This is a genomic window from Litoreibacter sp. JB4-2 (assembly GCF_055693445.1).
Genome location: NZ_CM146334.1, coordinates 2,450,686 through 2,472,661, shown reverse-complemented (window position 1 = coordinate 2,472,661; position 21,976 = coordinate 2,450,686). Strand labels below are relative to the sequence as shown.

Below are 21,976 nucleotides of genomic sequence, written 5' to 3'. Positions count from 1 at the left end.
CCGGCACGAGGGGGAATTCGTACTCTGGCGCTACCAGTTCTCGGGGCCTTTTTCCTTGAAGGCCTCAACCAGGAAATCGATGAAGGTCCGCACTTTTGGCTGCGTGTAGCGGCCGGGTGGGTAGACTGCATAGATGCCTTGTTCCTCAGTGGGCAAACCGGGCATTGCCTCTTCAACAAGACCCTGTTCAAGCGCTTCTGCGTATAGAAAGCTTGGCAAATAAGCGATGCCGAGGCCAGAGACGCAAGCATTCAGCAGGGATTGTCCGTCATTCACAGTGAGCCAACCTTGCGTGCGAACCTGACGCTTTTCTCCCGAGGGTGCGGTCAGCTTCCAGACATTGCCGGCGGACTGGTTCGAATAATGAAGAAGTTTGTGATCATTCAGATCGTCGATCTTTTCGGGGCGACCATATTGCTCAAAATACCCGGGTGCGGCGATCAGGCGTTTGGTGGTTTCGGTCAGCTTACGAGCCCGCAAGGAGCTGTCTTCCATCTCGCCAATACGGATTGCGAGGTCGAACCCTTCTGAAATCAACTCAACATAGCGGTTGTTCAGGACCATGTTCACGGTGATATCTGGGAAATCGGCCAGAAAATCGCCCAAGATTGGCGACATATGGTTCACACCAAAATCAGTCGCAACGGAGATACGCAGCAGCCCAGAAGGCGCAGATTGCATGGAGGACACCAAAGCGTCCGCTTCCCCTGCATCATTTAGAACGCGACGTGCGCGATCATAATAAGCCAACCCAATTTCGGTCGGTGAGACGCGCCGGGTCGTCCGGTTCAGCAAACGGGCCCCCAAGCGACTTTCCAACGAAGACACGTGTTTGGAGACCGCTGATTTGGAAATCCCCATTTTCCGTGCCGCGTCGGTGAAGCCGCCTTGGTCCACCACCGTGGCGAAGGCTTCCATTTCTGTCAGACGATCCATTAGGGACCCCTCAGTTAACTCTTGACGTTTGAGGGATGTTTGATCGCCAATTGGGGCAGAACCGTGATCTGACTGGGGCTATTCAGCGGTTTCTCTAGGGATTGGTTATGGCGCGGAAACAGCGAAACCTCCATTTCCCTGTTTTTCTTAACGAATATTAACTTTTTAAGTGTGGCACGAGTCACCTTGTACAGCAGATCTGATGCGCCGTTTTACGCTTCCTTGCCACATCCGCGCTCTCAAAATTAGGCCTGAACAAAGGGTTCGCTGAGCATGGCTCGGCTATTTTCCGCTTATGTATTTTTGTGGAGATACCCGGCCCCGGTGCACCCGAACAAGTCAAAACCTTCGGGTCTTAAGGTCCATGACACTCGCTCAATGGAAGGTCCTCCCGTTGCGGTTCACAGCATTGCTGCCAGGCGCACGCCTTGATCGATTGCGCGTTTTGCGTCGAGTTCGGCCGCAACGTCTGCCCCGCCAATCACATGGGGCGTCACACCCTGTTCGATCAGTGCGTCGGCCAACCCGCGTTCGCTGATTTGTCCTGCGCAAAGTACAATCGTGTCAGCTTCGATCACCTGTGGGTTCTCGCGCGCCTCACCGTAGGACACGTGCAACCCTTGGGCGTCGATACGTTCGTAATTTACGCCGCCGATCATCTCTACCTGCTTTAATTTCAATGCTGCACGATGAATCCATCCGGTTGTCTTACCAAGATTCCGTCCCAATTTCTCCGACTTTCGCTGCAAAAGCGTGACTTGCCGCGCAGGTTTTTCAGGGCGGGGGCCGGTCGGCACCAGACCGCCGCGCTCATCGCTAGGGTCCGTAACGCCCCATTCTGCCAGCCAAGCGTTCAAGTCTTCGGTCGGGCTGTCCTCTGTCACCAAGTATTCAGCCACATCGAAGCCGATGCCACCTGCACCAACAATAGCGACTTTGTCGCCCGCTTCGACCTCTCCGCGCAAAAGCTCCCGGTAGGACACCGTGTTTGGCCCGTCCTGGCCTGAGATGCCGGGGTCACGTGGGACGACGCCCGTGGCGATCACCACTTCGTCGAAACCCACCAGATCATCGGCGTTGACTTCGGTATTTAATCGAAGATCGATATCACTTTCGCTCAGCATGGTTCGGTACCAATCGACGAGCCCCCAGAACTCCTCCTTACCCGGCACCTGCTTGGCCATGTTCAGCTGACCACCGATCTCAGATGCGCGCTCGAACAGCGTTACTTTGTGTCCTCGGTCTGAGGCCGTCAAAGCGGTCGAAAGCCCAGCGGGGCCGGCGCCAACGATGGCGACTGACTTTGTGGTTTCAGTCGGTGCAACTACCAGCTCGGTTTCATAGCACGCCTGCGGGTTAACAAGACAGGAGCTGATCTTGCCGCCAAAGGTGTGATCAAGACAGGCCTGATTGCACGCAATACAAGGCGCGATCTGCGCGGCGTTGCCCGCCATAGCTTTCGCTACAAAATCCGGATCTGCCAAAAATGGCCGCGCCATCGATACCATGTCAGCGCAGCCATCTGCCAAGACTGCCTCTCCGACCTCAGGCGTGTTGATACGATTGGAGGTGATCACTGGGATCGAAACTTCTCCCATCAGCTTCTGCGTAACCCATGTGAACGCACGACGTGGCACTGAGGTCGCAATCGTGGGAATCCGCGCCTCATGCCAGCCAATGCCCGTATTGATGATCGTGGCGCCCGCTTTCTCGATTTCTTTGGCTAACAACACGACCTCTTCCCAGGTGGAGCCTCCGGGGATCAGGTCAATCATGCTCAGCCGGTAGATCACAATAAAGTCGTCGCGTACGGCGGCGCGTACGCGTTTTACTACTTCAATGGGCAGCCGCATGCGGTTTTCATAGGACCCGCCCCAGCGGTCGTCGCGTTTATTGGTATGGGTCACAAGGAACTGGTTCAGGAAGTATCCTTCGGATCCCATCACCTCGACGCCGTCATAACCCGCCTCGCGGGCGCGCGCCGCTGCGGTCGCTATGTCGGCGATCTGTTTCTCTATCCCTTCCTCATCCAGCTCTTTCGGTGGAAAGGGTGAAATTGGGGATTTGATTGCAGACGGTGCGACGCATTCGGGCCCATACGCGTAGCGTCCGGCATGCAGGATTTGCATCGCTATCTTGCCGCCTGCGTCATGCACCCGGTCGGTCACGATCCGGTGGTTGGCAATGTCTTCGTCAGTAAATAAACCTGCGGCACCTGGAAAGACGCCACCCTCTCGGTTTGGTGCCATGCCGCCCGTGACCATCAAACCGACCTCGCCGCGTGCCCGTGTTGCGTAAAATTCGGCCACCCGGTTCCAATCTTTGGTTTCTTCCAACCCGGTATGCATCGAACCCATCAACACGCGGTTCTTCAAACTGGTAAAACCCAAGTCCAAAGGCGCCAATAGATGCGGATAGGTGGCCATCTGTGTCTCTCCCATATAACACTGCCAATCTGGCGGAAGGTGACGCACACGTCACCCAGAACGCCGCGTCACATTCATTGTTTCAAAAATATTCCGGGGGTGCGGGGGCTGGCCCCCGCGGACGAACTATCGGGGATAAAATGCGGTTAGGGCAGCCGCCTTAACTCGTTTCAACGCAATGACGACGGAAGGCTTTCTTCAGCATGTCCAGCTCCGCGCGTAGCAAATCGACCTCTCCGCGCAGATCATCCTCTACCGGTTGCCCAGTCAGAATAGAAAAACTGTCCAAAACTTCATCGGTCGCGGTATCAACCAAAAGCACGGTTTGGAGGCCATCGGTCAAGATCGTGGCGGGCACAGTGAGGCGCAGGTTCCATCGCGCCGTCCGTTCGGGGACGGGCGTCAACACCACTTCTCCCATTGGCGCATTGGCAAACCGCGCCTCGACGCGTGGCTCTGTTTCGCTTTGAACGACGCCTTCATAAACACCGGCTTGAATGCGCGTCCTCGTCAGAACCATGTCACTCATTGGGCGCCCTCCTCAAAAATCAGCGCGGCGGCGGCGGCTGAACGTCACGTCGCGCAGGTTGATTTCATTCATTTCCGGTCCTTCGAAAATCAGGTCCAGCCACATCCGTTCCAACCGCTTTTCGCTGAGTTTGGTGTGGGCGAGGTCAAATTCTACAGCCGCTATGTCATTGCCAATCGGCATTTCGCGCACGACCTGCTCGACATTTGGACCATATTTGATGTTGAGCCGTGCAAATACCTCTAACGGTTTTTCGGTCTCGATCTCCGCATCAACACGAAGAATGTGGGTACGCTTTAGCCCATCAATGGCATCTGGCGGTAGGTCAAGCACAAGGCTCAAGAAAGAACCGTCAAACTTGAACACATCCATGCGCAGCCCAAATGGGGCCAAATCGCTTTCGCGGCTGTTGCGCACTTGGCGCAGCGTCAGCTCTGAGATTTTGCAATCATGAAATAAAGTGACGGCGCTGCCGATGCGAGTGCGTGTCTTGATTGCAGAATGCCCAACCGGGGAGACCGGGCCCCGCCAAAGCTCCGGCCGGTAGGCCCAGTCCGATTGGGCCGGTTTGCGCATGGCGTTTGTCCCGATCCTTGGCAAGGCCAAGCGGCCATCGGCAATGTGGCTGACCAGATCGACCCGTTTGCGTAGCTGTTTGGCTTGATTGCGCATTTGCCGCAATTGCGACAGATCGATATGAGCGGCGTCGCGCGCGGCCGCTTCCCAGCGCCGCAGACTGTAGCGATGCACCCGGCGTCGGAAAAATTGTCTGACCCGGTCAATCATCTAAGTCCCGTGATCCTGAAAGCTGCCCGCATACGGGTACCATTGTTTCTATATTGCAAACAATGGTTTCAAGGAAATAAACAACTCGCCTAGCGTTGGGTTGGCCGCTGTATCGGGCGTTGTGCGACGTCATTCGGGGACGTTGCCGCTACTGAAAACGGGGCACGCGCGTTGCGGTCTGTAAACCGGCGCAGCACGCTTAGCCCTTCGGGTCCCGAGATCGGCGCATCCTGCAAACCAATGACTGACAAAGCCACCACGGCACTGCCCGCATCGAAATAGCCGCGCCAGTAACTTGTCATTGCGCCGGTGACATGCGGTGGGCTGCGATCGGCAACTTGCAGGTAAACCGCGCCATCTTCTGAAAATCCATCCGCGATCTGAACAGTGCCAGGATCCGCGCTGCGGCTTAAGACCGTTTTGCCAGCATTGCTTTGGAAGAAGCCGACCAACGCGTCAGTTTGCGGCGCAATCGCGCCCTCGCCGGTCAATCCGCTGCTCGACACGGTCGCTGTGACAACTGCCTTAACATAGGGTTGCGCCTGCTTGTTGTTCCCGGTGATCGCTGCGCAATTGCCGAAAACCACAAAGGCCTCAGCCGCGCCGTTTCGGGTTGAAACAGGATCGACGCAAAATCCTTCGGGCGCTGCGAGCGATACGTTGTTGCGCGTCACAGTGATCTTGTTTTGCCCTTTCGGGCCATCATCCACTGCGCCCGACATCAACCCGCCCAGGTCCGGAAACCCGCCCGCGCATCCTGCCAGTGCGAGGCTCGCCAAAAGCAGCCCCGCTTTCATCCCCCAATCAGCCACGCCCTCAGAGGTCCATATAGATGTGTTTTTCTTTGGCGGCGCCGGGATGGGTGCAGGCCCCAAACTTGGCGCTGCCCACAAGCTGCGCATATTTCCAGAGAGCACCGGAGGCGTATATCGTCTCACGGTCGCCTTTCCAGTTTTCTTTGCGGGTGGCCAGCTCATCATCGCTGAGGCCGACCGAAATTGTGCCCTCGATCGCGTTCAGCGTGATCACGTCGCCGTCTTTCAGCAGTGCAATCGGCCCACCATGTGCGGCCTCTGGTCCAACATGGCCGACACAGAAACCGCGCGTCGCGCCGGAGAAACGCCCATCCGTTATCAGCGCAACTTTCTTGCCCATGCCCTGGCCCGACAAAGCGGCGGTGGTCGCCAGCATCTCACGCATTCCTGGTCCACCTGCAGGGCCTTCGTTGCGGATCACCAGGACCTCGCCCTCTTCATAGGCGCGTTCCTGCACGGCGGCGAATGCGTCTTCCTCTGACTCAAACACCCGTGCCGGGCCGGTGAAAATCTGGTGTTGAACTTCCATACCCGCAACTTTCACAATCGCGCCGTCCGGGGCCAGATTGCCTTTTAGGCCAACCACACCGCCCGTTTTCGATAGTGGGTTTTCAACCGGGTAGATCACTTTGCCGTCCGCTTCACCTTTGCAGTCGTCCAGCGTCTCGCCGATGGTCTTGCCCGTCGCGGTGATGCAATCCTCGTGAATCAGCCCTGCCTTGCGCAGCTCTTTCATCACCACAGGAACACCGCCTGCCTCATAGAGGTCTTTGGCGACATACTGACCGCCCGGCTTCAGGTCGACGAAATACGGCGTGTCGCGGAAAATCTCGCACACATCTTCGAGCGTGAATTCAATTCCTGCCTCATGCGCAATGGCGGGCAGATGCAAGCCAGCATTTGTGGAGCCACCGGTGCAAGCCACAACCCGCGCCGCGTTTTCCAGCGACTTACGCGTCACAACATCACGGGCACGGATGTTCTTTTCGATCAGGTGCATCACCGCTTCACCAGACGCGATGGAATACTGGTCGCGGGATTCGTACGGCGCAGGGGCGCCAGAGGAATTTGGCAGTGCCAGCCCAATCGCTTCGGACACGCAAGCCATAGTATTGGCGGTAAACTGCCCGCCGCAAGCGCCCGCCGATGGGCACGCTACGCGCTCCAAAACGTCCAATGCTGCGTCAGACAGGTTGCCAGCTTGGTGGTTGCCCACGGCTTCGAACATATCCTGCACTGTCAGGTCGCGATTGGCATATTCGGCGGGCACATCCGCACCCGCCGGCACTTTGCCCGGCAGAATGGAGCCGCCGTAGATGAAGACCGACGGCGTGTTCAGTCGAACCATGGCCATCATCATGCCTGGCAAGGACTTGTCGCAGCCCGCCAGTCCGACAATCGCATCATAGCAGTGGCCACGCATTGTCAGCTCAACCGTGTCGGCAATTGCTTCGCGTGATGCGAGTGAAGACCGCATCCCTTCATGCCCCATAGCGATGCCGTCAGTAACGGTAATAGTTGTGAACTCTCGAGGGGTACCGCCACCTTGCTTGACGCCAAGTTTTACCGCTTGTGCTTGCCGGTTCAGCGCGATGTTGCAGGGCGCGGCTTCGTTCCAGCAAGTCGCCACGCCAACCCAAGGTTGGTGAATTTCCTGATCGCCAAGACCCATGGCGTAGAAATAAGACCGCTGCGGCGCGCGTGCGGGCCCCTCGGTCACATGGCGGCTGGGCAAGTTGGTTTTGTCGGTGGGTTTCTTAAGCATGGAGGCCTCCCGGTAAGCGTTGCAATTGGGAATAATCGCCCCGCGCATGCGGCACAAGCGTGATTGCACGCACCTAGCGGGGCCATTACGCTGATTTTCAAATCAAAAGAGGCCCAAGCCATGTTCCGCACCCCCGAATTCGAGGCCTTTGTTGAGCCGGCAAAGGCATATCCAAGCATCGTTCGGATCATCGCGGGCATTGTGGTGGCAGCTTTCGTCTACATCGTCCCGATTATAGCGCTGTTCGTGCTTGCCGGGATCATGTTCCCCGAACAGGTCTTTGCCTTGCAAGCCGGACTTACCAGCGCTGTTACCCCCGAGGCGATGTTTGTGCTTCTTGGTACCTTCATCTTCATGGGGCTGGCGGCGATTGCGGCGGCTGGGGCGCATGGCCGCGGACTTGCATCGCTGATCGGGCCGTTTCGCCCGGCTTGTCGTAACTTTTCACGTGCCGTCGTGGCCTGCGCGCTCACCTTTGTGGTCGTTGGTGGTGTCACCTCGGTGGTGTTGCCCGACGAGCTGACCCCAAATCTGGAGCTGTCTCGCTGGCTGGCGCTGCTGCCGGTCGCACTTCCGCTTTTGTTGATTCAAACCGGATCGGAAGAGCTGATCTTTCGCGGCTATCTGATGCAGGCGCTCGCCGCACGGTTCAAATCCGGGCTGATCTGGTTCGTTATTCCGGCGATCCTGTTTGGTTTGGCGCATTACAACCCGGAAGTTGATGACACCCTCGCCCTCGCTTTCATCGCCGCCACCGGGCTTTTTGGCTTTGTCGCCGCCGATTTAACCCGGATCACGGGTAATCTTGGCGCGGCGATAGGCTTCCACTTCACCAATAACTTTTTCGCGCTGTTCCTAGTCTCAATCGAGGGGGAGATGTCCGGCCTGTCGCTTTATCTGACATCCTTTACTATGGCGGATGTCGATACCCTGCTGCCGCTCATAGCGGTAGACATGGTTGCGGTTGTGCTGGTCTGGTGGATGCTGCGCCGCTGGTTGGCGCCAGAAGGATGACAGCGCTCAGAACGCCGGAGTTTGAGAGTTTCATCGCCCCCGCCCGCCGATACCCACAGATTTGGCGCATGGTCTTGGGCATCCCTTGCGGTATCGCCGTGTTCATTTTCGGCTACGGGTTTGTCATTGGATTTTTCTATGCCTTGTTGGGCGACGGCGCTTATGACGTCACTGAGGATTTTGAGGCGCTGAATTCCGAGATCGTGCAAGCTGCCGCCCCAATCGACATGGCTGTGGTTTTGGCGACGTTCATTCCCTACGCGTTGGGGGTCTGCACTATGGCCGCGTGGCATAAGCGCGGGCTGGCGACGCTGTTTGGACCGACGCACACAGCGATGGAAGACTTTGCCCGGGCGGGTCTGGTAGTAGCCGCGCTGTCGTTCCCGTTTCAAGTCACCATTTTCTTTGGGCTGCCTGAAGAGTTGACGCAGCAGCATATGTTCTCTGTTTGGGTCCTAAATTTGCTTTGGGTGGTCCCACTGTTCCTTATCCAGATCGGCGCTGAGGAGCTGCTGTTTCGCGGCTACCTCATGCAGCAATTGGCGGCGCGGTTCCGTTCCCCGTGGATTTGGATGTTCGTGCCGTCCCTGCTGTTCGGCCTCACCCATTGGGAGCCTGAGATGAGCACGGAGCGCATGATAAGCACCGTTGGGGTGCTGACCGTATTTGGGCTGATTGCCGCAGATTTCACACGCATCACCGGCAATCTGGGTGCTGCGTTTGGGATGCATCTGATCAACAACCTGTCCGCAACATTGTTTGTCGCATCTCCCGGTGATCTGTCAGCTGCAGCCTATGCGTTGATGGAGCCTATGCCCGCGAATGATGCCTTCCACCCAATTGGTGTCATATTCAATCTGCTCTTTCTTTTTGTCATCTGGGGGCTGACCCGGCTTTGGCTCAACCGTCGCTGATTGCAATTCTTGCGCGCGACGATTAACTGATTTGCAACCAGACAAGAGGGTGCAATGAACTGGATCTCCAACTACGTCCGCCCCCGGATCAATTCGATCTTTTCCCGCCGCGAGGTGCCGGAGAACCTTTGGACGAAATGCAGCGAATGCGGGACCATGTTGTTCCACCGGGAGCTGTCGGAAAATCTTCATGTCTGCTCCAACTGCGACCATCACATGGTCATCACGCCGCGCGAACGGTTCGGTGCTTTGTTCGATGGCGGAATTTTCACTGAGGTGAAGGTTCCCGAGCCTACCGCCGATCCGCTGCAATTCCGCGATCAGAAAAAATACCCCGACCGTATGAGAGACGCCCGCAAGAAAACCGGTGAGGTCGAAGCGATGCTTGTCGCCGAGGGTGAGATTGGTCGCACTCCTATTGTGGCGTGCGCGCAGGATTTTTCCTTCATGGGCGGCTCCATGAGCATGTTTGTCGGCAACGCCATCATCGCCGCAGCTGAACGTGCGGTGAAGCTCAAACGCCCGTTGATCCTGTTTTCCGCCGCTGGGGGCGCGCGTATGCAGGAAGGCATCCTTGGCCTGATGCAAATGCCACGCTCCACCATCGCGGTCGACATGCTGAAAGAGGCGGGGTTGCCCTACATCGTGGTCCTGACCCATCCCACAACGGGCGGCGTTACTGCGTCCTATGCGATGTTGGGTGACGTCCATATCGCGGAACCTAACGCGTTGATTTGCTTCGCTGGGCCGCGTGTTATCGAACAAACTATCCGCGAAAAGCTGCCTGAAGGGTTTCAGCGCGCAGAATATCTGTTGGACCACGGCATGCTCGACCGTGTCACCCACCGCAAAGATATGAAGGATGAGTTGGTGACGATAACGCGCATGTTGATGGGCGTGGGACCGGCGATCAAAGGTGACCTGCCCGCGCCAGAGGCCGAAAAAGAACCCGCCGGACAGGCGGACGCCAAAAAGTGACCGCGCAGACCAGCGACGCCATTCTCGACCGGATGATGGCCCTGCATCCCAAGATTATTGACCTGACGCTTGACCGGGTTTGGCGGTTGCTCGACGCGTTGGGCAACCCGCAAAATGATCTGCCACCGGTGATCCACATCGCGGGCACCAATGGCAAAGGTTCAACCCAAGCCATGATCCGCGCAGGGCTCGAAGCTTCAGGCAAGACGGTTCACGCCTACACCTCGCCGCATTTGGCGCGCTTTCATGAACGTATCCGCCTCGCGGGTGAGTTGATTTCCGAGGAGTATCTGACCGAGGTGCTCGACGAATGCTACGCCGCCAATGGCGATGAGCCGATCACATATTTCGAGATCACAACCGTCGCTGCAATCCTAGCATTTAGCAGGGTTAGAGCCGATTTTTGTCTTCTTGAGGTCGGCCTCGGGGGGCGGCTTGATGCTACGAACATCCTCGAAAACCCGCGTCTTACCATTATCACCCCCGTTTCCTTCGATCATCCGCAATTTTTGGGCAACACTGTGGCTGAAATCGCGGGCGAAAAAGCTGGTATTCTTAAGCGGCTCCGTCCTGCCATCATCACGGCACAAACCGACGATGCAATGGAGGTTATCGAGGCCCGCGCCGAAAAGCTCGGCTGTCCAGTGATGGTGCAAGGACAGCATTGGCATGTGTCGGAAGAACGCGGTCGATTGATTTACCAAGACGAAACCGGTTTGCTTGACCTACCGCCCCCTGCGCTGATCGGTGCGCATCAGTTTCAAAACGCAGGTACCGCGATCACGGCGCTCCGGCATCTGGGCTTTGATGAAGCGGCGTGCGAGGCGGTTTGCACCAATGTTGACTGGCCCGCGCGGATGCAGCGCCTCGGGCAAGGGGCGCTTACCAACCGTGCGCCCAAGGCTGAGTTCTGGCTCGATGGCGGCCACAACGCTGCTTGCGCGGAAACTTTGGCTGAGACGCTGACGCGCCTGCCCAAGCGAAACACGCATCTCATCTGTGGGTTGATGAACACCAAAGATGTCGCGGGCTATATGGCCCCGCTCGTGCCTCATGTCACAACGTTGCAGGGCGTCTCTATCCCTGGGGAGGTAAATACACTCCCGGCCGACGACACGGCGCAAGCCGCGACTGAAGCTGGTATCAACGCGCGAATAGCGACCGATGTCGGGACAGCCATTGATCATATCGTTGCACGGGATCCTACGGCACGCATTTTGATCTGCGGGTCGCTCTATCTGGCGGGATCGGTTCTGCGCGACAATGGATCGGCGATGCAATAGTGGGCTTCAGCTCGGGCCAATTCATCCCAAAACCAACTTAAATTTTCCATACTTTTCAAACCGCTAACGAAAGCGTTTGCCCGCGATTTTAAACGTTTCTTGGCGCGTGGGCCTTACTCACAAAAGAGCTTTTTTAAAAGTTTGAGTGGGGAAATCGCCATGGCAGTCTATTCGATAACAACGTCCAATTGGAATGATCCATCTTTTTGGGCGACGGTTTCGGAAACGGAAAGCGGGCATACGCTGGATTTCAGCGGCTTGCCCATGACCTATTCCGTTGTGTCTGTTCCCGATGCTGGAATGGTTCAGATCAGTGATGGATCGACGACCTACACGGTTGGCGATGGGAACTATGCGGGAACGCCTGATGTGTCGCTGGGTGGCGCCACCTTGGTTCGATATTTCGACACGACGCAAAACGGTACTGGTAACGACGTCATTGCCGGTAGCTTAGACACGGACACCATCATTTTCACAGGAAGTGCGTCTGAGTATGAATTTCGTGCCGATGGCGTCGGGAACTTTCTGGTCTCAGGCCCCGAAGGCGACGACACAATCTCGGCGGTCGAAACTTTGGAATTCGCCGATGGGACCTATACTGTTGACTGGTATTCGGCCGGGCTTGTTCAGGTCACAGGACCAGATGGACGCATATCGCGGTTTGGACGCGACACGGCCGACGACAATATCCATTTAGGAAGTAGCTACACCGGCCATGGTGGTGACGGAAATGACACGATCACGACGTCTTCTTCGACCTCAAATGCCATCGGTCATGGTGGTAGCGGGGACGACTATCTCTGGGGCCACAATCTAAACCAGACTTTCTATGGCGAAGCCGGGAATGATACACTTGGAAGTGGCGACGACTACGGCACGCAAGACGTCGACATATTGGATGGGGGCGCAGGCGATGACAGTATTTTCTCTGGCTTCTCTGACGCAAATGATACCCATGTTTACGGCGATAAACTTATCGGTGGCGATGGTGACGACACCCTTATAGGTGGCACGGCGCGCGACACGCTTGAGGGTGGCGCCGACAATGACAGCATCGAAGGTGGGTTGGGCAGTGATTTCATCGTCGGTGATTTAGCGGGTATTGCTTTCAATGCGTCTGGTGTGGACGGTGTCGCGACAGCGAGCAACATAGCCGATTTCCCGACTGATAGACTGACATTTGAGATCACTTTCGCATCAACCGATAATTCGAGCGGATCATCATTGATATCCTATGCTGTACCGGACGAAGCCAATGAGTTTTTGGTGTATTTCGACCAATCAAACGCCCTCTTGGTGCATGTTGCAGGGGCTACGCTAAACACGGGCGTCGACACATCTGGGCTGTTTGATGGCAATATCCATACGTTGGCCTTGACTTGGGACAGCGGGAATGGCGCGTTAGAAATTTTCGTCGACGGGGCTAGTGTCTTCGCGGGTACGCATCAGGCAGGTGTTTTGCTCGAACAGGGCGGTACCCTGGCGCTTGGCCAAGAACAAGATTCCGAAGGCGGAACTTACGATACCACTCAAATTTTCCAAGGTGAGATTTACGGGGTCAGCCTCTATGATCAGGTCCGCTCAAATAACGAAATCTACAACTCTGCGTTGACCCCAAACGCGCCGCCGACCAGTGGCGGTCTTGTGGCTAATTGGTTGGTCGATGAAACGACGGGAGCATTTGAAGACGCAATTGGTGGTCATACAATGACCGTCTCCGGCGATGCCCTTCTAGCTTTCACGGAAGGCGAGGACACGATCGATGCGGGTGATGGTGATGACACCATTCTCGCGGGTGGCGGTGCAGATACAATTTTGGGTGGCGCCGGCGCCGACAGTATCGAAGGCGGTGCAGGCGCCGACACGATTTCGGGTGGAGATGGTGATGATTATATCGAGGGTGGCACCGGTGCGGACCTTCTGAAAACAGGTATTGGCCAAGACACGCTGATGGGTGGCGAGGGCAATGATACATTGATGAATTCCGCTGGTGACGACAGCCTCGTTGGCGGTGCCGGTGATGATCTGATCGTGGCCACTGCAGGTCGTGACACGCTAGAGGGCGATGACGGCAACGACACGCTAATGGGCGGCACCGATGGTGACAGTCTCGACGGCGGGGCGGGCGATGACCTGTTGCAAGGCGACTTGGCAGGTGTGACCTTCAATGAGACTGGCACCGACGGGGTCGGTGTCGCGTCAAATATAACGGACTTCCCGTCGACGGCACTGACTTACGAGATCACATTTAGCTCTACTGCCACACTCGATGGGTCAAACTGGCCGCCGCTTGCGTCTTATGACACCGGCACCTACGGCAATGAGTTTTCCATTGCCATTGAGGGTAGTGGTGAATTTCGCATTGGCATAAACCACAGCTTTGTCGACACCGGAGTGCTGGCAGCCCCGTTTTTCGACGGCAATGTACAAACTATCGCCGTGACCTGGGACAGTGCGTCCGGCGAATTGGAACTTTTTGCGAATGGTGCAAGCGTTTACAGCGGGACCCATGCAACCGGCGCGAGCATCGCTTCGGGTGGCACGTTTGCCCTTGGGCAGGAGCAGGATAGCCCCGGTGGCGGATTCAGCGACACACAAATTTTCGAAGGGACGATTTACGGCACCCGGCTTTATGGCGACATCCGTTCACCGGGGGAGCTGATCAATTCGACCCATGGTACGGTTGCTGACGGTTCTGATCCCAATCTGGTAGCGAACTGGGTCGCTGATCCCGCAAATGGGGGCTTCACGGACCTAACCGGAAGCTATGCCATGGCGATGTCCGGCAACGTCTTCATTAGCTACAGCGCGGGCGATGACACGATTTTGGGCGGCGCTGGTGATGATACGATCTATGGCGGCGGTGGGGCCGACGTAATTGACGGCGTTTCTGGCGCTGACTCCATCGAAGGTGGGGACGGGAATGACACGATCTACACCGGTGACGCAGATGCGGCGGCCCCTGTAGGTACAACCATTGTCGATGGCCAGAACGAAACCGGAACCGCCGGTGGCGACAGCTACATCTGGGATACAGATGGCGGTTCGACCACGAACATTGTGCTCGGTGAAGGCGTCAGTACTGGTGGGGCGAATGCTGGCGACGGCGCGGCTGACACAGTGTATGTGGCCGATACGGACGACGGCGGCAGGTTGCAACTTCTGCAGTTTGATGCGGGCATCGATCAGATCGTTTTGCCTGAGGCGCCGACCACTATTGCCAATACGGGCTCTTCGGCAGGGCGCAACGACTTCCTAGTCACCTATGCCAATGGCAACACCCAGACCTTCCGCATTTTTCACAATGGCGGTTCCACGACAGATGACACGCTGTTCTTTGGGGTCGGATCAGGCTCGGGTGGCGCTGGTACTACCGTCTTGGGCGGCGCGGGCGACGATTTGATAACCGGCGGCACGGGCGATGACAGTCTCAGCGGAGGCACCCAGAATGACAGTATTTTCGGTGGCGACGGGGCCGATACGATCTCTGGTGGAGATGGGGACGACTATATCGAGGGTGGCGCAGGCGACGATCTGCTGACAACAGGTCTTGGCCAGGACACCCTGATCGGGGGTGACGGCAACGACACGTTGATGAATTCCGACGGTGATGACAGTCTCGATGGGGGCACGGGCGATGACAGTATCGTCGCGACAGGTGGCAACGACACGCTGCGCGGCGGCACCGGGGCCGACACAATGTACGGCGGCGATGACGCCGACACGTTCATCATTGAAGATGGGTTTGGCAGTGACAGCATCGCCGGTGGCGAGGGTGGAACTGACCACGATGTGCTCGATCTCAGCGCGCTAACTGGTCCTGTTACGGTGACGTATACTGGGGACGAGGAAGGAACGGTCACAGACGGAACTGACACACTGAATTTCGCAGAAATCGAAAAGCTCATCCTGACCGATCAGGCCGACGTGGTTGATGGCTCAACGGATAGCGTAGGGCTAAACATCTTCGGCGGGGCCGGTAACGATACCCTTGTCAGCGGGACCGGAGCTGACAGCCTGGATGGTGGTTCTGGGCAAGACAGCTTTGTTATTAATGATGGTTTCGGCACCGATACCATCACGGGCGGGGAGGCGGGAACCGACGAAGATGTGCTCGACCTTGGGGCGCTAACGAGCGGTGTTACGGTCGTTTATTCCGGCGATGAAGCAGGGACCGCCACAGATGGAACCGATACGCTGGATTTCGCGGAAATCGAAAAGCTTGTTCTGACCGATCAGGCCGACGGCGTGTTTGCATCATATGACACCGCAGGGATCAGCATCGATGCAGGCGCAGGCGACGACTCTGTCGAAGGCGGCAGTGGCGAAGACACGATTGACGGCGGCACCGGCGATGACAGTCTGACTGGCGGCGGCGAGGATGACATCTTCGTTTATGAGGCAGGGGATGGTGACGATACCATCGCCGACTTCAACTTTGGCAATTCGGGAGCGCTTGGGGACAGCGATACGACCAATAATGACTTTGTGGACCTTGGCGATTTCTACTCCAGCTTGTCAGAGCTGCGCGCCGATTTTGACGATGACGGGATCCTCAACCAATCCAACTCCATCGCCAATGGCGGCACAGCAGATTATTCCGACAATACCGACATGGGGGGCGGGAGCCTCAGCTTCACAGGTGCAAACCGCCAAAGCTTCACAACCGACAACACGGGGGTCGTCTGCTTTGCGGCAGGTTCAATGATTGCAACGCCGAGCGGAGAGGTCGCTGTCGAAGCGTTACGTCCGGGCGACATGGTCTTGACCGCTGACAATGGCCCGCAGCCGATTGCTTTGGTGGCCTGCCGCAGATTGCGCAGACCTGAGCTTGAGCAGCACCCCGAATTGCGGCCAATTCTGTTCCAGTCCGGCGCACTTGGGGCGGAACGGTCGCTGATCGTGTCGCCGCAACATGCAATGTTGATCCGCTCTGAGCAGGGCGAGCAATTGGTGCGTGCGCGCCAGCTCTCCCGGTTGAAAGGTGGTTTGGTGCGCGAGATGAAGGGCTCCCAGTCGGTCACGTATGTCCATTTGATCTTCGAGCGCCATCAGATCATTTTTGCAAATGGCCGCCCGTCTGAAAGCTTCTATCCGGGGACACGCGCGCTTGCGGCACTAGACCCATTGGTGCGAGATGAGCTTTTCAAGCTATTCCCGGATTTAATAGGGTCTACAGGCCCCGCGGCCCAGCCTGCATTTCTAACGCCTTCGCGCTCATGGTTGGCCACAAAGCACTTGCCACCGAAACTGAATTATCTCGGGCATCCTTGCTTGGTTTGACGAGGACTGTGTGGAGGGCGCATTGCGTTAGATCACGGCCCAATCCGCGCTTTGCATTTCGCGCAGGCGCGACGCGGTCCGTTCAAATTCAAACAAGCCTGCGCCTTCGATATAAAGCCGTTCGGGCACATTCGCGGCAGACGCGATGAGCACGACTTTCGCCTCATAGAGCGCGTCCACCAGTGTGACAAACCGCTTGGCTTCATTGAAGTTCGAGCGTGACAATTCAGGGATGTCTTCAAGGATCAAAACCCGCACGGATTCGGCCAATGCAAGATAATCCGCAGCCCCGAGTGGCATACCACAAAGATCGAAAAACTTTGCCCGCGCCACCCCGCCAGAGAAAGCCGGCAGAACAACATCGCGCCCTTTGACGCGCAGGGAAAGTGGGGCGGTATCCGGGCCCGCAAGCTTGTTCCAAATCTCAGATATCTGTGCCCGGGCTTCAGCATTGGCAGGGCTGAAATAGACCTTTGATCCGGCCAGCCGATCTTGCCTGTAATCGGTCTCACTGGCCAGTTCATGGACTTCGAGCCGATCCATGATCAGTTCGATGAATGGCACAAACAGGTTGCGGTTTAACCCGTCTTTATAAAGATCATCCGGCACCCGGTTCGAGGTCGCAACGATCACGGTCCCAGCCGCGAAAAGGCTTTCAAACAAACGCCCGACAATCATCGCGTCGGTGATGTCGGTGATTTGCATTTCGTCAAAACACAACAACCTGGCGTCTTTCGCGATCTGGTCTGCGACGGGTGCAATGGCGTCGCTGACGCCTGTTTTGCGCGCAGCAGTCATCCCTTCATGCACCTCTTGCATAAAGGCATGGAAATGCACGCGGCGCTTGCGAGGCTCCGGCGCAAAATCATAAAACATGTCCATCAACATGGACTTGCCGCGCCCCACGCCACCCCACAGATACAAGCCCTTTACAGGAACCTCGTCTGTGCCAAAGATCCCCAGGAACTTTTTCTTGCCGGTCGCCTGATCCATCTCCGTCAACACGCGGTCAAAAAGCGGCATAGCGGCCAGTTGCACCGGATCGGCGGTCAACGTGCCGGCGGCGACGCGGTTGTCATATTCGGTTTTCAAACTCATCTTGGTTCTCATTAGGAACACTTATGATGAACCGCAATAATGTTGAATTGACGCCATAGCGTTTTTCTTGGACCGTCGCCCCATGTCTGAAACACGCGGCTCCCTGTTCACCCCGATCCTGATCGGCGGATGCATCATCATGATGGTGGGTTTCGCCGTGCGGGCCAGCTTTGGGGTGTTCCAAATCCCGATTGCTGAGGAGTTCGGTTGGCCACGCGCCGAATTTAGCCTGGCCATTGCCATTCAGAACCTTGCTTGGGGCATTGGGCAGCCGATTTTCGGAGCGATTGCAGAGAAAATCGGCGACCGCAAAGCAATCATACTCGGCGCGCTGATGTATGCGGCTGGGTTGGTCCTGTCGAGCTTTGCCGTGACGCCTGGGGGGCACCAACTTCTTGAAATACTGGTGGGTTTCGGCATTGCTGGCACTGGATTTGGTGTGATTCTGGCCATGGTTGGCCGGGCCACATCGGACGAAAACCGGTCAATGGCGCTGGGCATTGCAACGGCAGCGGGCTCAGCAGGTCAGGTTTTTGGCGCGCCAACGGCTGAGGTGCTTTTGGGCTTTTTCCCATGGCAAACCGTTTTTTTGATTTTCGCCGCCGTGATGCTTTGCACCCTTTTTGCCCTGCCGATGATGCGGGCGCCTGTCATGGCGGGCAGGGCCGAGCTTGAAGAAAGCATGGGCGCGGTGCTCACACGGGCGTTCAAAGACCCGTCTTATCTGATGATCTTCATGGGTTTCTTTTCTTGCGGGTACCAACTGTCTTTTGTGACAGCGCATTTTCCTGCCTTTGTGACGGAGATTTGCGGACCAATTGATCCGGGTGGCACACTGGCTGGGTTGGGCGTGACCACAACCTCCGCGCTTGGCGCACTCGCAATTTCGTTGATCGGGCTCGCCAATATCGGAGGGACAATTCTGGCGGGATATCTTGGCAAGCGCTATACTAAGAAGTACCTGCTTGCGGGCATTTACACAGGTCGGACGATCCTCGCGGCTTGGTTCATTCTGACCCCCATGACACCAGAAACTGTGATCATTTTCAGTCTCGCGATGGGCTCCCTTTGGCTGGCGACTGTGCCGCTGACCTCTGGCCTGGTCGCGCATATTTACGGGCTGCGCTACATGGGAACGCTCTACGGGATCGTGTTTTTCTCACACCAGCTGGGGTCGTTTATGGGCGTTTGGTTGGGTGGTCGGCTATATGACGTCACAGGCGACTACACGTTGGTTTGGTGGATTGGTGTGGGCGTCGGTGCTTTCAGCGCGCTTATCCATTTGCCAATCCGTGAAAAACGGCCTGAACTGGCGCCCGCTTAGTACGCAGCCTCTTCACGGGTCAAAAGCCCATGTGAGATGAGGCATTCAGCCCACCCCGCAGGTCCGTCAAACAGGTACGTTTGCCATCCGCGCGCTTCTGCTGCTGCGATATTTTCAGCCCTGTCATCGGCAAAGAGAAGCCGCGCGGGTGCGATGTCGCAATCCTGTTCGACCATTTCGTAAATCCGCGTGGCCGGTTTGATGACCTTCATATGGCCGGAGACATATTTTCGGTCAAGCTCATTGAGAAACGCATAAATACTTGCGGCGTAGTCGAAGCTTTCAACACCAAAATTCGTCAGGGCAAAGACCGGAACACCCTTTGCGCGGAGGCTGCGCAGCAAATGCACCGAATGCGGGATAACGGGGGAGGCAAGCGCGATCCAGTCGCGATGCCAGCGAATAATTTCGTCGCGCCATTCGGGGTATTGATCGGCGGTCTCATAAATCACATCGCGCCAGTTTTCACCGCTGTCGATCCGATCATTCATGGCATGTAGATCAACGTCGGCAAACATTGCTTTGCGGCGATCTTCGCCGATCCAATAGTCGTAATGTCGCTCTGGCTGCCATTCGATCAACACATTGCCGATGTCAAAAATGACGGCCTCGATGGTCATGTGTAAAGCGCTTCCGCATGGAAGGCGATGTGGTCTTCCATGAAGCTGGCCACGAAGAAGTAGGAATGATCATAACCCGGTTGATACCGAATGATCGCTTGCTGGCGTTTGGTGGACGCGGCGGAGGCGAAGGCCTCCGGCATGAGCAGATCCATGAACTGGTCCTTGGTGCCGGTGTCGAGCAACATTGGGCCGTCAAACCCCTGTTTGAGCATCAATAGGGTCGCATCATGGTCGACCCAAGCGCTGTCATCGGTCCCAAGATAGGCACCGAGTTGCTTTTTGCCCCAGTCCGAGGCCGTTGGATTGCAGATCGGTGAAAAGGCGGAAACGGATTTGAACCGGCCTTCTTCGCGCATCGCAATCGTCAACGCGCCGTGTCCGCCCATCGAATGGCCCGTAATCGCCTGGCGTGTTGCATCCAAAGGAAATTCCGAAAAGACCAACGCGGTCAGGTCTTTGGTGATGTAGTCATACATCTGAAAATGTTCGGCCCAAGGTGCCTCGGTTGCGTTGACGTAAAAGCCTGCGCCTTGGCCCAAATCATAGGCCTCGTCGTCTGCGACGCCCTCGCCCCGGGGGGAGGTATCGGGAAAAATCAGCGCGATGCCTTGTTCCGCCGCCCAAGCCTGCGCGCCAGCTTTGATCATCGCGTTTTCATGCGTGCAGGTCAGGCCCGATAGATACCACAAAACCGGCACCGGGCCGTCGCGTGCTTCCTCCGGTAGGAACACGGCGAATGTCATATCGCAATTGGTCGTCGCAGAGGTGTGGGTGTAGACGCCCTGTGTGCCGCCGAAGCAGGCATTTTCAGATACAGTTTCCATGGCAAATCCCTTTCGCTTGCCCAAGGGCTAAACGGCGACCCAGCCTATGACAAGCGAAACGGTGATGATGCTGATCATAGTCGAAATCAAAATGGATGCCGACACCCTGGCCGGGGCAACCCCGTAGTGTTGCGCGATCATGAAAACGTTGCCAGCGACCGGAAGTGCTGCGGCTGAAATCAGGACAGCGGCCGCATATCGGTCCACGGGCAAAAGCCAAAGCGCGAAGATTGCAACGGCGAGCGGATGCAAAACCAGTTTGCAAAAGCTCAGCCAGCCCGCGACTTCAATCCGTTCCGCGGATTTGGAGGCCAGCGATGCGCCAATGGCGAATAGCGCGCCAGGTGTAGCCGCACCGCCGAGAATTGTCAGAAATTCGTTCACGGGATTTGATATTGGAAGTGAAGATGCCGACCATGCAAAGCCAAGGCAAATAGACACTATCATGGGGTTTTTGATAAGCCCCAACCCAACTGTTCTTAGCACAGATGGTGACAATCGTCCGTCGCGGGAACCTGTGATCAGGATGACGACAAGGCTGCCAAAAAAGATCAAATCAACCGCAAGCACCATCATGATTGGCCCTAACGCGGCTTCCCCCAACAGCAGCGCGAGCATCGGGATACCCAAAAAACCCACATTGCCAATGACCGCACACTGCGCCTCAATCGCGACCTGTTCGATTGGCAGATGGCGGAATAGGGAAGCACCGCTCGCGATCAAGTAAACGCAAAGGGTGCCGAAGAAATACGCCAAGACCACTTTCGAATCGAATGCGTCAGTCAGGCTCAGGTTCGCCGAGAAGCTGAACAACATGGCCGACAGCGCGAAGTAAAACACGAACTTTGTCAGGTAGGCTGTGGCCTCTTGGCTGAAAAAGCGCGTGCGACCGGCCCAATACCCAAGCCCAATGATCGCGAAAAAAGGCAGTGTTTTCAGGAATATCTCCAGCATGGGCGCTAGCTAGCATGGGTTTTTCGCTGGCGCTATCTTTCAAAATGAACCGATCAGTTCAATTTTGGGTTGATGCGCTAAACTGATCGGTCTACTTATGGCGTAATGAACCGATCAGTTTAGCTTTCAGGAGAGATAAGATGTTATCGAAATCAACTGTTTTTCATATCGCAGCTGCGGTTGCGTTTTTGAGTGCCACACCGATGATTGCCGGTGGGTTTGGTGGGGTGTTCCTGCCAGATTTGACCTTCCCAGAACCGGTCACAGCTCCGACGAAATCAGCGCCCGCGTCGCCGACGGCTTTGCCAAGTATTGAATTGCCAGCAACTGGTGAGGACCGTTTTGGCGGCTGGATTGTCGAGATTCCGGTCGGAAAAGGTTAATACACCAACGGCGAAAACTGATGGCGCAAGCGCAGGCTTGC

The 21,976-nt window shown here is 56.6% G+C and carries 17 protein-coding genes; 7 read left to right on the top strand and 10 right to left on the bottom strand.

Annotation, left to right across the window (positions count from 1 at the left end):
* Positions 1–30: 30 nt before the first annotated feature.
* From ACZ1G7_RS12285 to ilvD, 6 genes are all read right to left on the bottom strand, one after another.
* Positions 31–936, bottom strand: a complete 906-nt coding sequence (locus tag ACZ1G7_RS12285; RefSeq protein WP_472659681.1) for a LysR family transcriptional regulator — start codon at positions 934–936, stop codon at positions 31–33.
* 401 nt (positions 937–1,337) lie between these two features.
* Positions 1,338–3,362, bottom strand: coding sequence for an FAD-dependent oxidoreductase (locus ACZ1G7_RS12280; RefSeq protein ID WP_472659680.1), 2,025 nt, complete (start codon positions 3,360–3,362; stop codon positions 1,338–1,340).
* A 160-nt stretch (positions 3,363–3,522) separates the two neighbouring features.
* Positions 3,523–3,891 (bottom strand): hypothetical protein, encoded by a 369-nt coding sequence (locus ACZ1G7_RS12275; RefSeq protein ID WP_472659679.1) that lies wholly within the window; start codon positions 3,889–3,891, stop codon positions 3,523–3,525.
* A gap of 12 nt (positions 3,892–3,903) precedes the next feature.
* Positions 3,904–4,677 carry a DUF6478 family protein gene (locus ACZ1G7_RS12270; RefSeq protein WP_472659678.1) on the bottom strand — a complete coding sequence of 258 codons (774 nt, stop codon included), beginning with the start codon at positions 4,675–4,677 and terminating at the stop codon, positions 3,904–3,906.
* 89 nt (positions 4,678–4,766) lie between these two features.
* Entirely contained in the window at positions 4,767–5,489 is a 723-nt protein-coding gene (locus ACZ1G7_RS12265) for a hypothetical protein (RefSeq protein WP_472659677.1), read from the bottom strand.
* 4 nt (positions 5,490–5,493) lie between these two features.
* Positions 5,494–7,257 carry a dihydroxy-acid dehydratase gene (ilvD, locus tag ACZ1G7_RS12260; RefSeq protein ID WP_472659676.1) on the bottom strand — a complete coding sequence of 588 codons (1,764 nt, stop codon included), beginning with the start codon at positions 7,255–7,257 and terminating at the stop codon, positions 5,494–5,496.
* 120 nt (positions 7,258–7,377) lie between these two features.
* Between ilvD and ACZ1G7_RS12255 the strand changes: the two genes are divergently transcribed.
* From ACZ1G7_RS12255 to ACZ1G7_RS12235, 5 genes are all read left to right on the top strand, one after another.
* Positions 7,378–8,271 carry a lysostaphin resistance A-like protein gene (locus ACZ1G7_RS12255; protein ID WP_472659675.1) on the top strand — a complete coding sequence of 298 codons (894 nt, stop codon included), beginning with the start codon at positions 7,378–7,380 and terminating at the stop codon, positions 8,269–8,271.
* Positions 8,268–9,185 (top strand): lysostaphin resistance A-like protein, encoded by a 918-nt coding sequence (locus tag ACZ1G7_RS12250; protein WP_472659674.1) that lies wholly within the window; start codon positions 8,268–8,270, stop codon positions 9,183–9,185. Before ACZ1G7_RS12255 ends, ACZ1G7_RS12250 begins: the two co-directional genes overlap by 4 nt.
* 54 nt (positions 9,186–9,239) lie before the next feature.
* Positions 9,240–10,163, top strand: a complete 924-nt coding sequence (gene accD, locus ACZ1G7_RS12245) for an acetyl-CoA carboxylase, carboxyltransferase subunit beta (RefSeq protein ID WP_472659673.1) — start codon at positions 9,240–9,242, stop codon at positions 10,161–10,163.
* A complete protein-coding gene (locus ACZ1G7_RS12240) occupies positions 10,160–11,446 on the top strand; it encodes a bifunctional folylpolyglutamate synthase/dihydrofolate synthase (RefSeq protein WP_472659672.1) in 1,287 nt (428 codons plus the stop codon). The genes accD and ACZ1G7_RS12240 overlap by 4 nt, the downstream gene beginning before the upstream one ends.
* Positions 11,447–11,605: 159 nt before the next feature.
* Complete coding sequence (locus ACZ1G7_RS12235; RefSeq protein ID WP_472659671.1) at positions 11,606–16,729, top strand: Hint domain-containing protein; 5,124 nt, start codon at positions 11,606–11,608, stop codon at positions 16,727–16,729.
* A gap of 27 nt (positions 16,730–16,756) precedes the next feature.
* On the opposite strand, the gene zapE is transcribed toward ACZ1G7_RS12235, so the two are convergent.
* Positions 16,757–17,827 (bottom strand): cell division protein ZapE, encoded by a 1,071-nt coding sequence (gene zapE / locus ACZ1G7_RS12230; RefSeq protein WP_472659670.1) that lies wholly within the window; start codon positions 17,825–17,827, stop codon positions 16,757–16,759.
* Between the two features lie 82 nt (positions 17,828–17,909).
* Here zapE and ACZ1G7_RS12225 point away from each other — a divergent pair, with 82 nt between their 5' ends.
* The gene (locus ACZ1G7_RS12225) at positions 17,910–19,151 is read left to right on the top strand and encodes an MFS transporter (protein ID WP_472659669.1); all 1,242 of its coding nucleotides are present in this window, start codon (positions 17,910–17,912) and stop codon (positions 19,149–19,151) included.
* On the opposite strand, the gene ACZ1G7_RS12220 is transcribed toward ACZ1G7_RS12225, so the two are convergent.
* Genes ACZ1G7_RS12220 through ACZ1G7_RS12210 form a run of 3 tightly spaced genes read right to left on the bottom strand, consistent with a single transcriptional unit; the run spans position 19,148 to position 21,552 of the window.
* A complete protein-coding gene (locus ACZ1G7_RS12220) occupies positions 19,148–19,771 on the bottom strand; it encodes an HAD family hydrolase (protein ID WP_472659668.1) in 624 nt (207 codons plus the stop codon). The two genes, ACZ1G7_RS12225 and ACZ1G7_RS12220, sit on opposite strands and share 4 nt — an antisense overlap.
* A complete protein-coding gene (gene fghA / locus ACZ1G7_RS12215) occupies positions 19,768–20,598 on the bottom strand; it encodes an S-formylglutathione hydrolase (RefSeq protein WP_472659667.1) in 831 nt (276 codons plus the stop codon). The genes ACZ1G7_RS12220 and fghA overlap by 4 nt, the downstream gene beginning before the upstream one ends.
* Positions 20,599–20,625: 27 nt before the next feature.
* Positions 20,626–21,552, bottom strand: a complete 927-nt coding sequence (locus tag ACZ1G7_RS12210) for an AEC family transporter (RefSeq protein ID WP_472659666.1) — start codon at positions 21,550–21,552, stop codon at positions 20,626–20,628.
* 140 nt (positions 21,553–21,692) lie between these two features.
* Here ACZ1G7_RS12210 and ACZ1G7_RS12205 point away from each other — a divergent pair, with 140 nt between their 5' ends.
* The gene (locus tag ACZ1G7_RS12205) at positions 21,693–21,935 is read left to right on the top strand and encodes a hypothetical protein (protein WP_472659665.1); all 243 of its coding nucleotides are present in this window, start codon (positions 21,693–21,695) and stop codon (positions 21,933–21,935) included.
* Positions 21,936–21,976 lie beyond the last annotated feature (41 nt).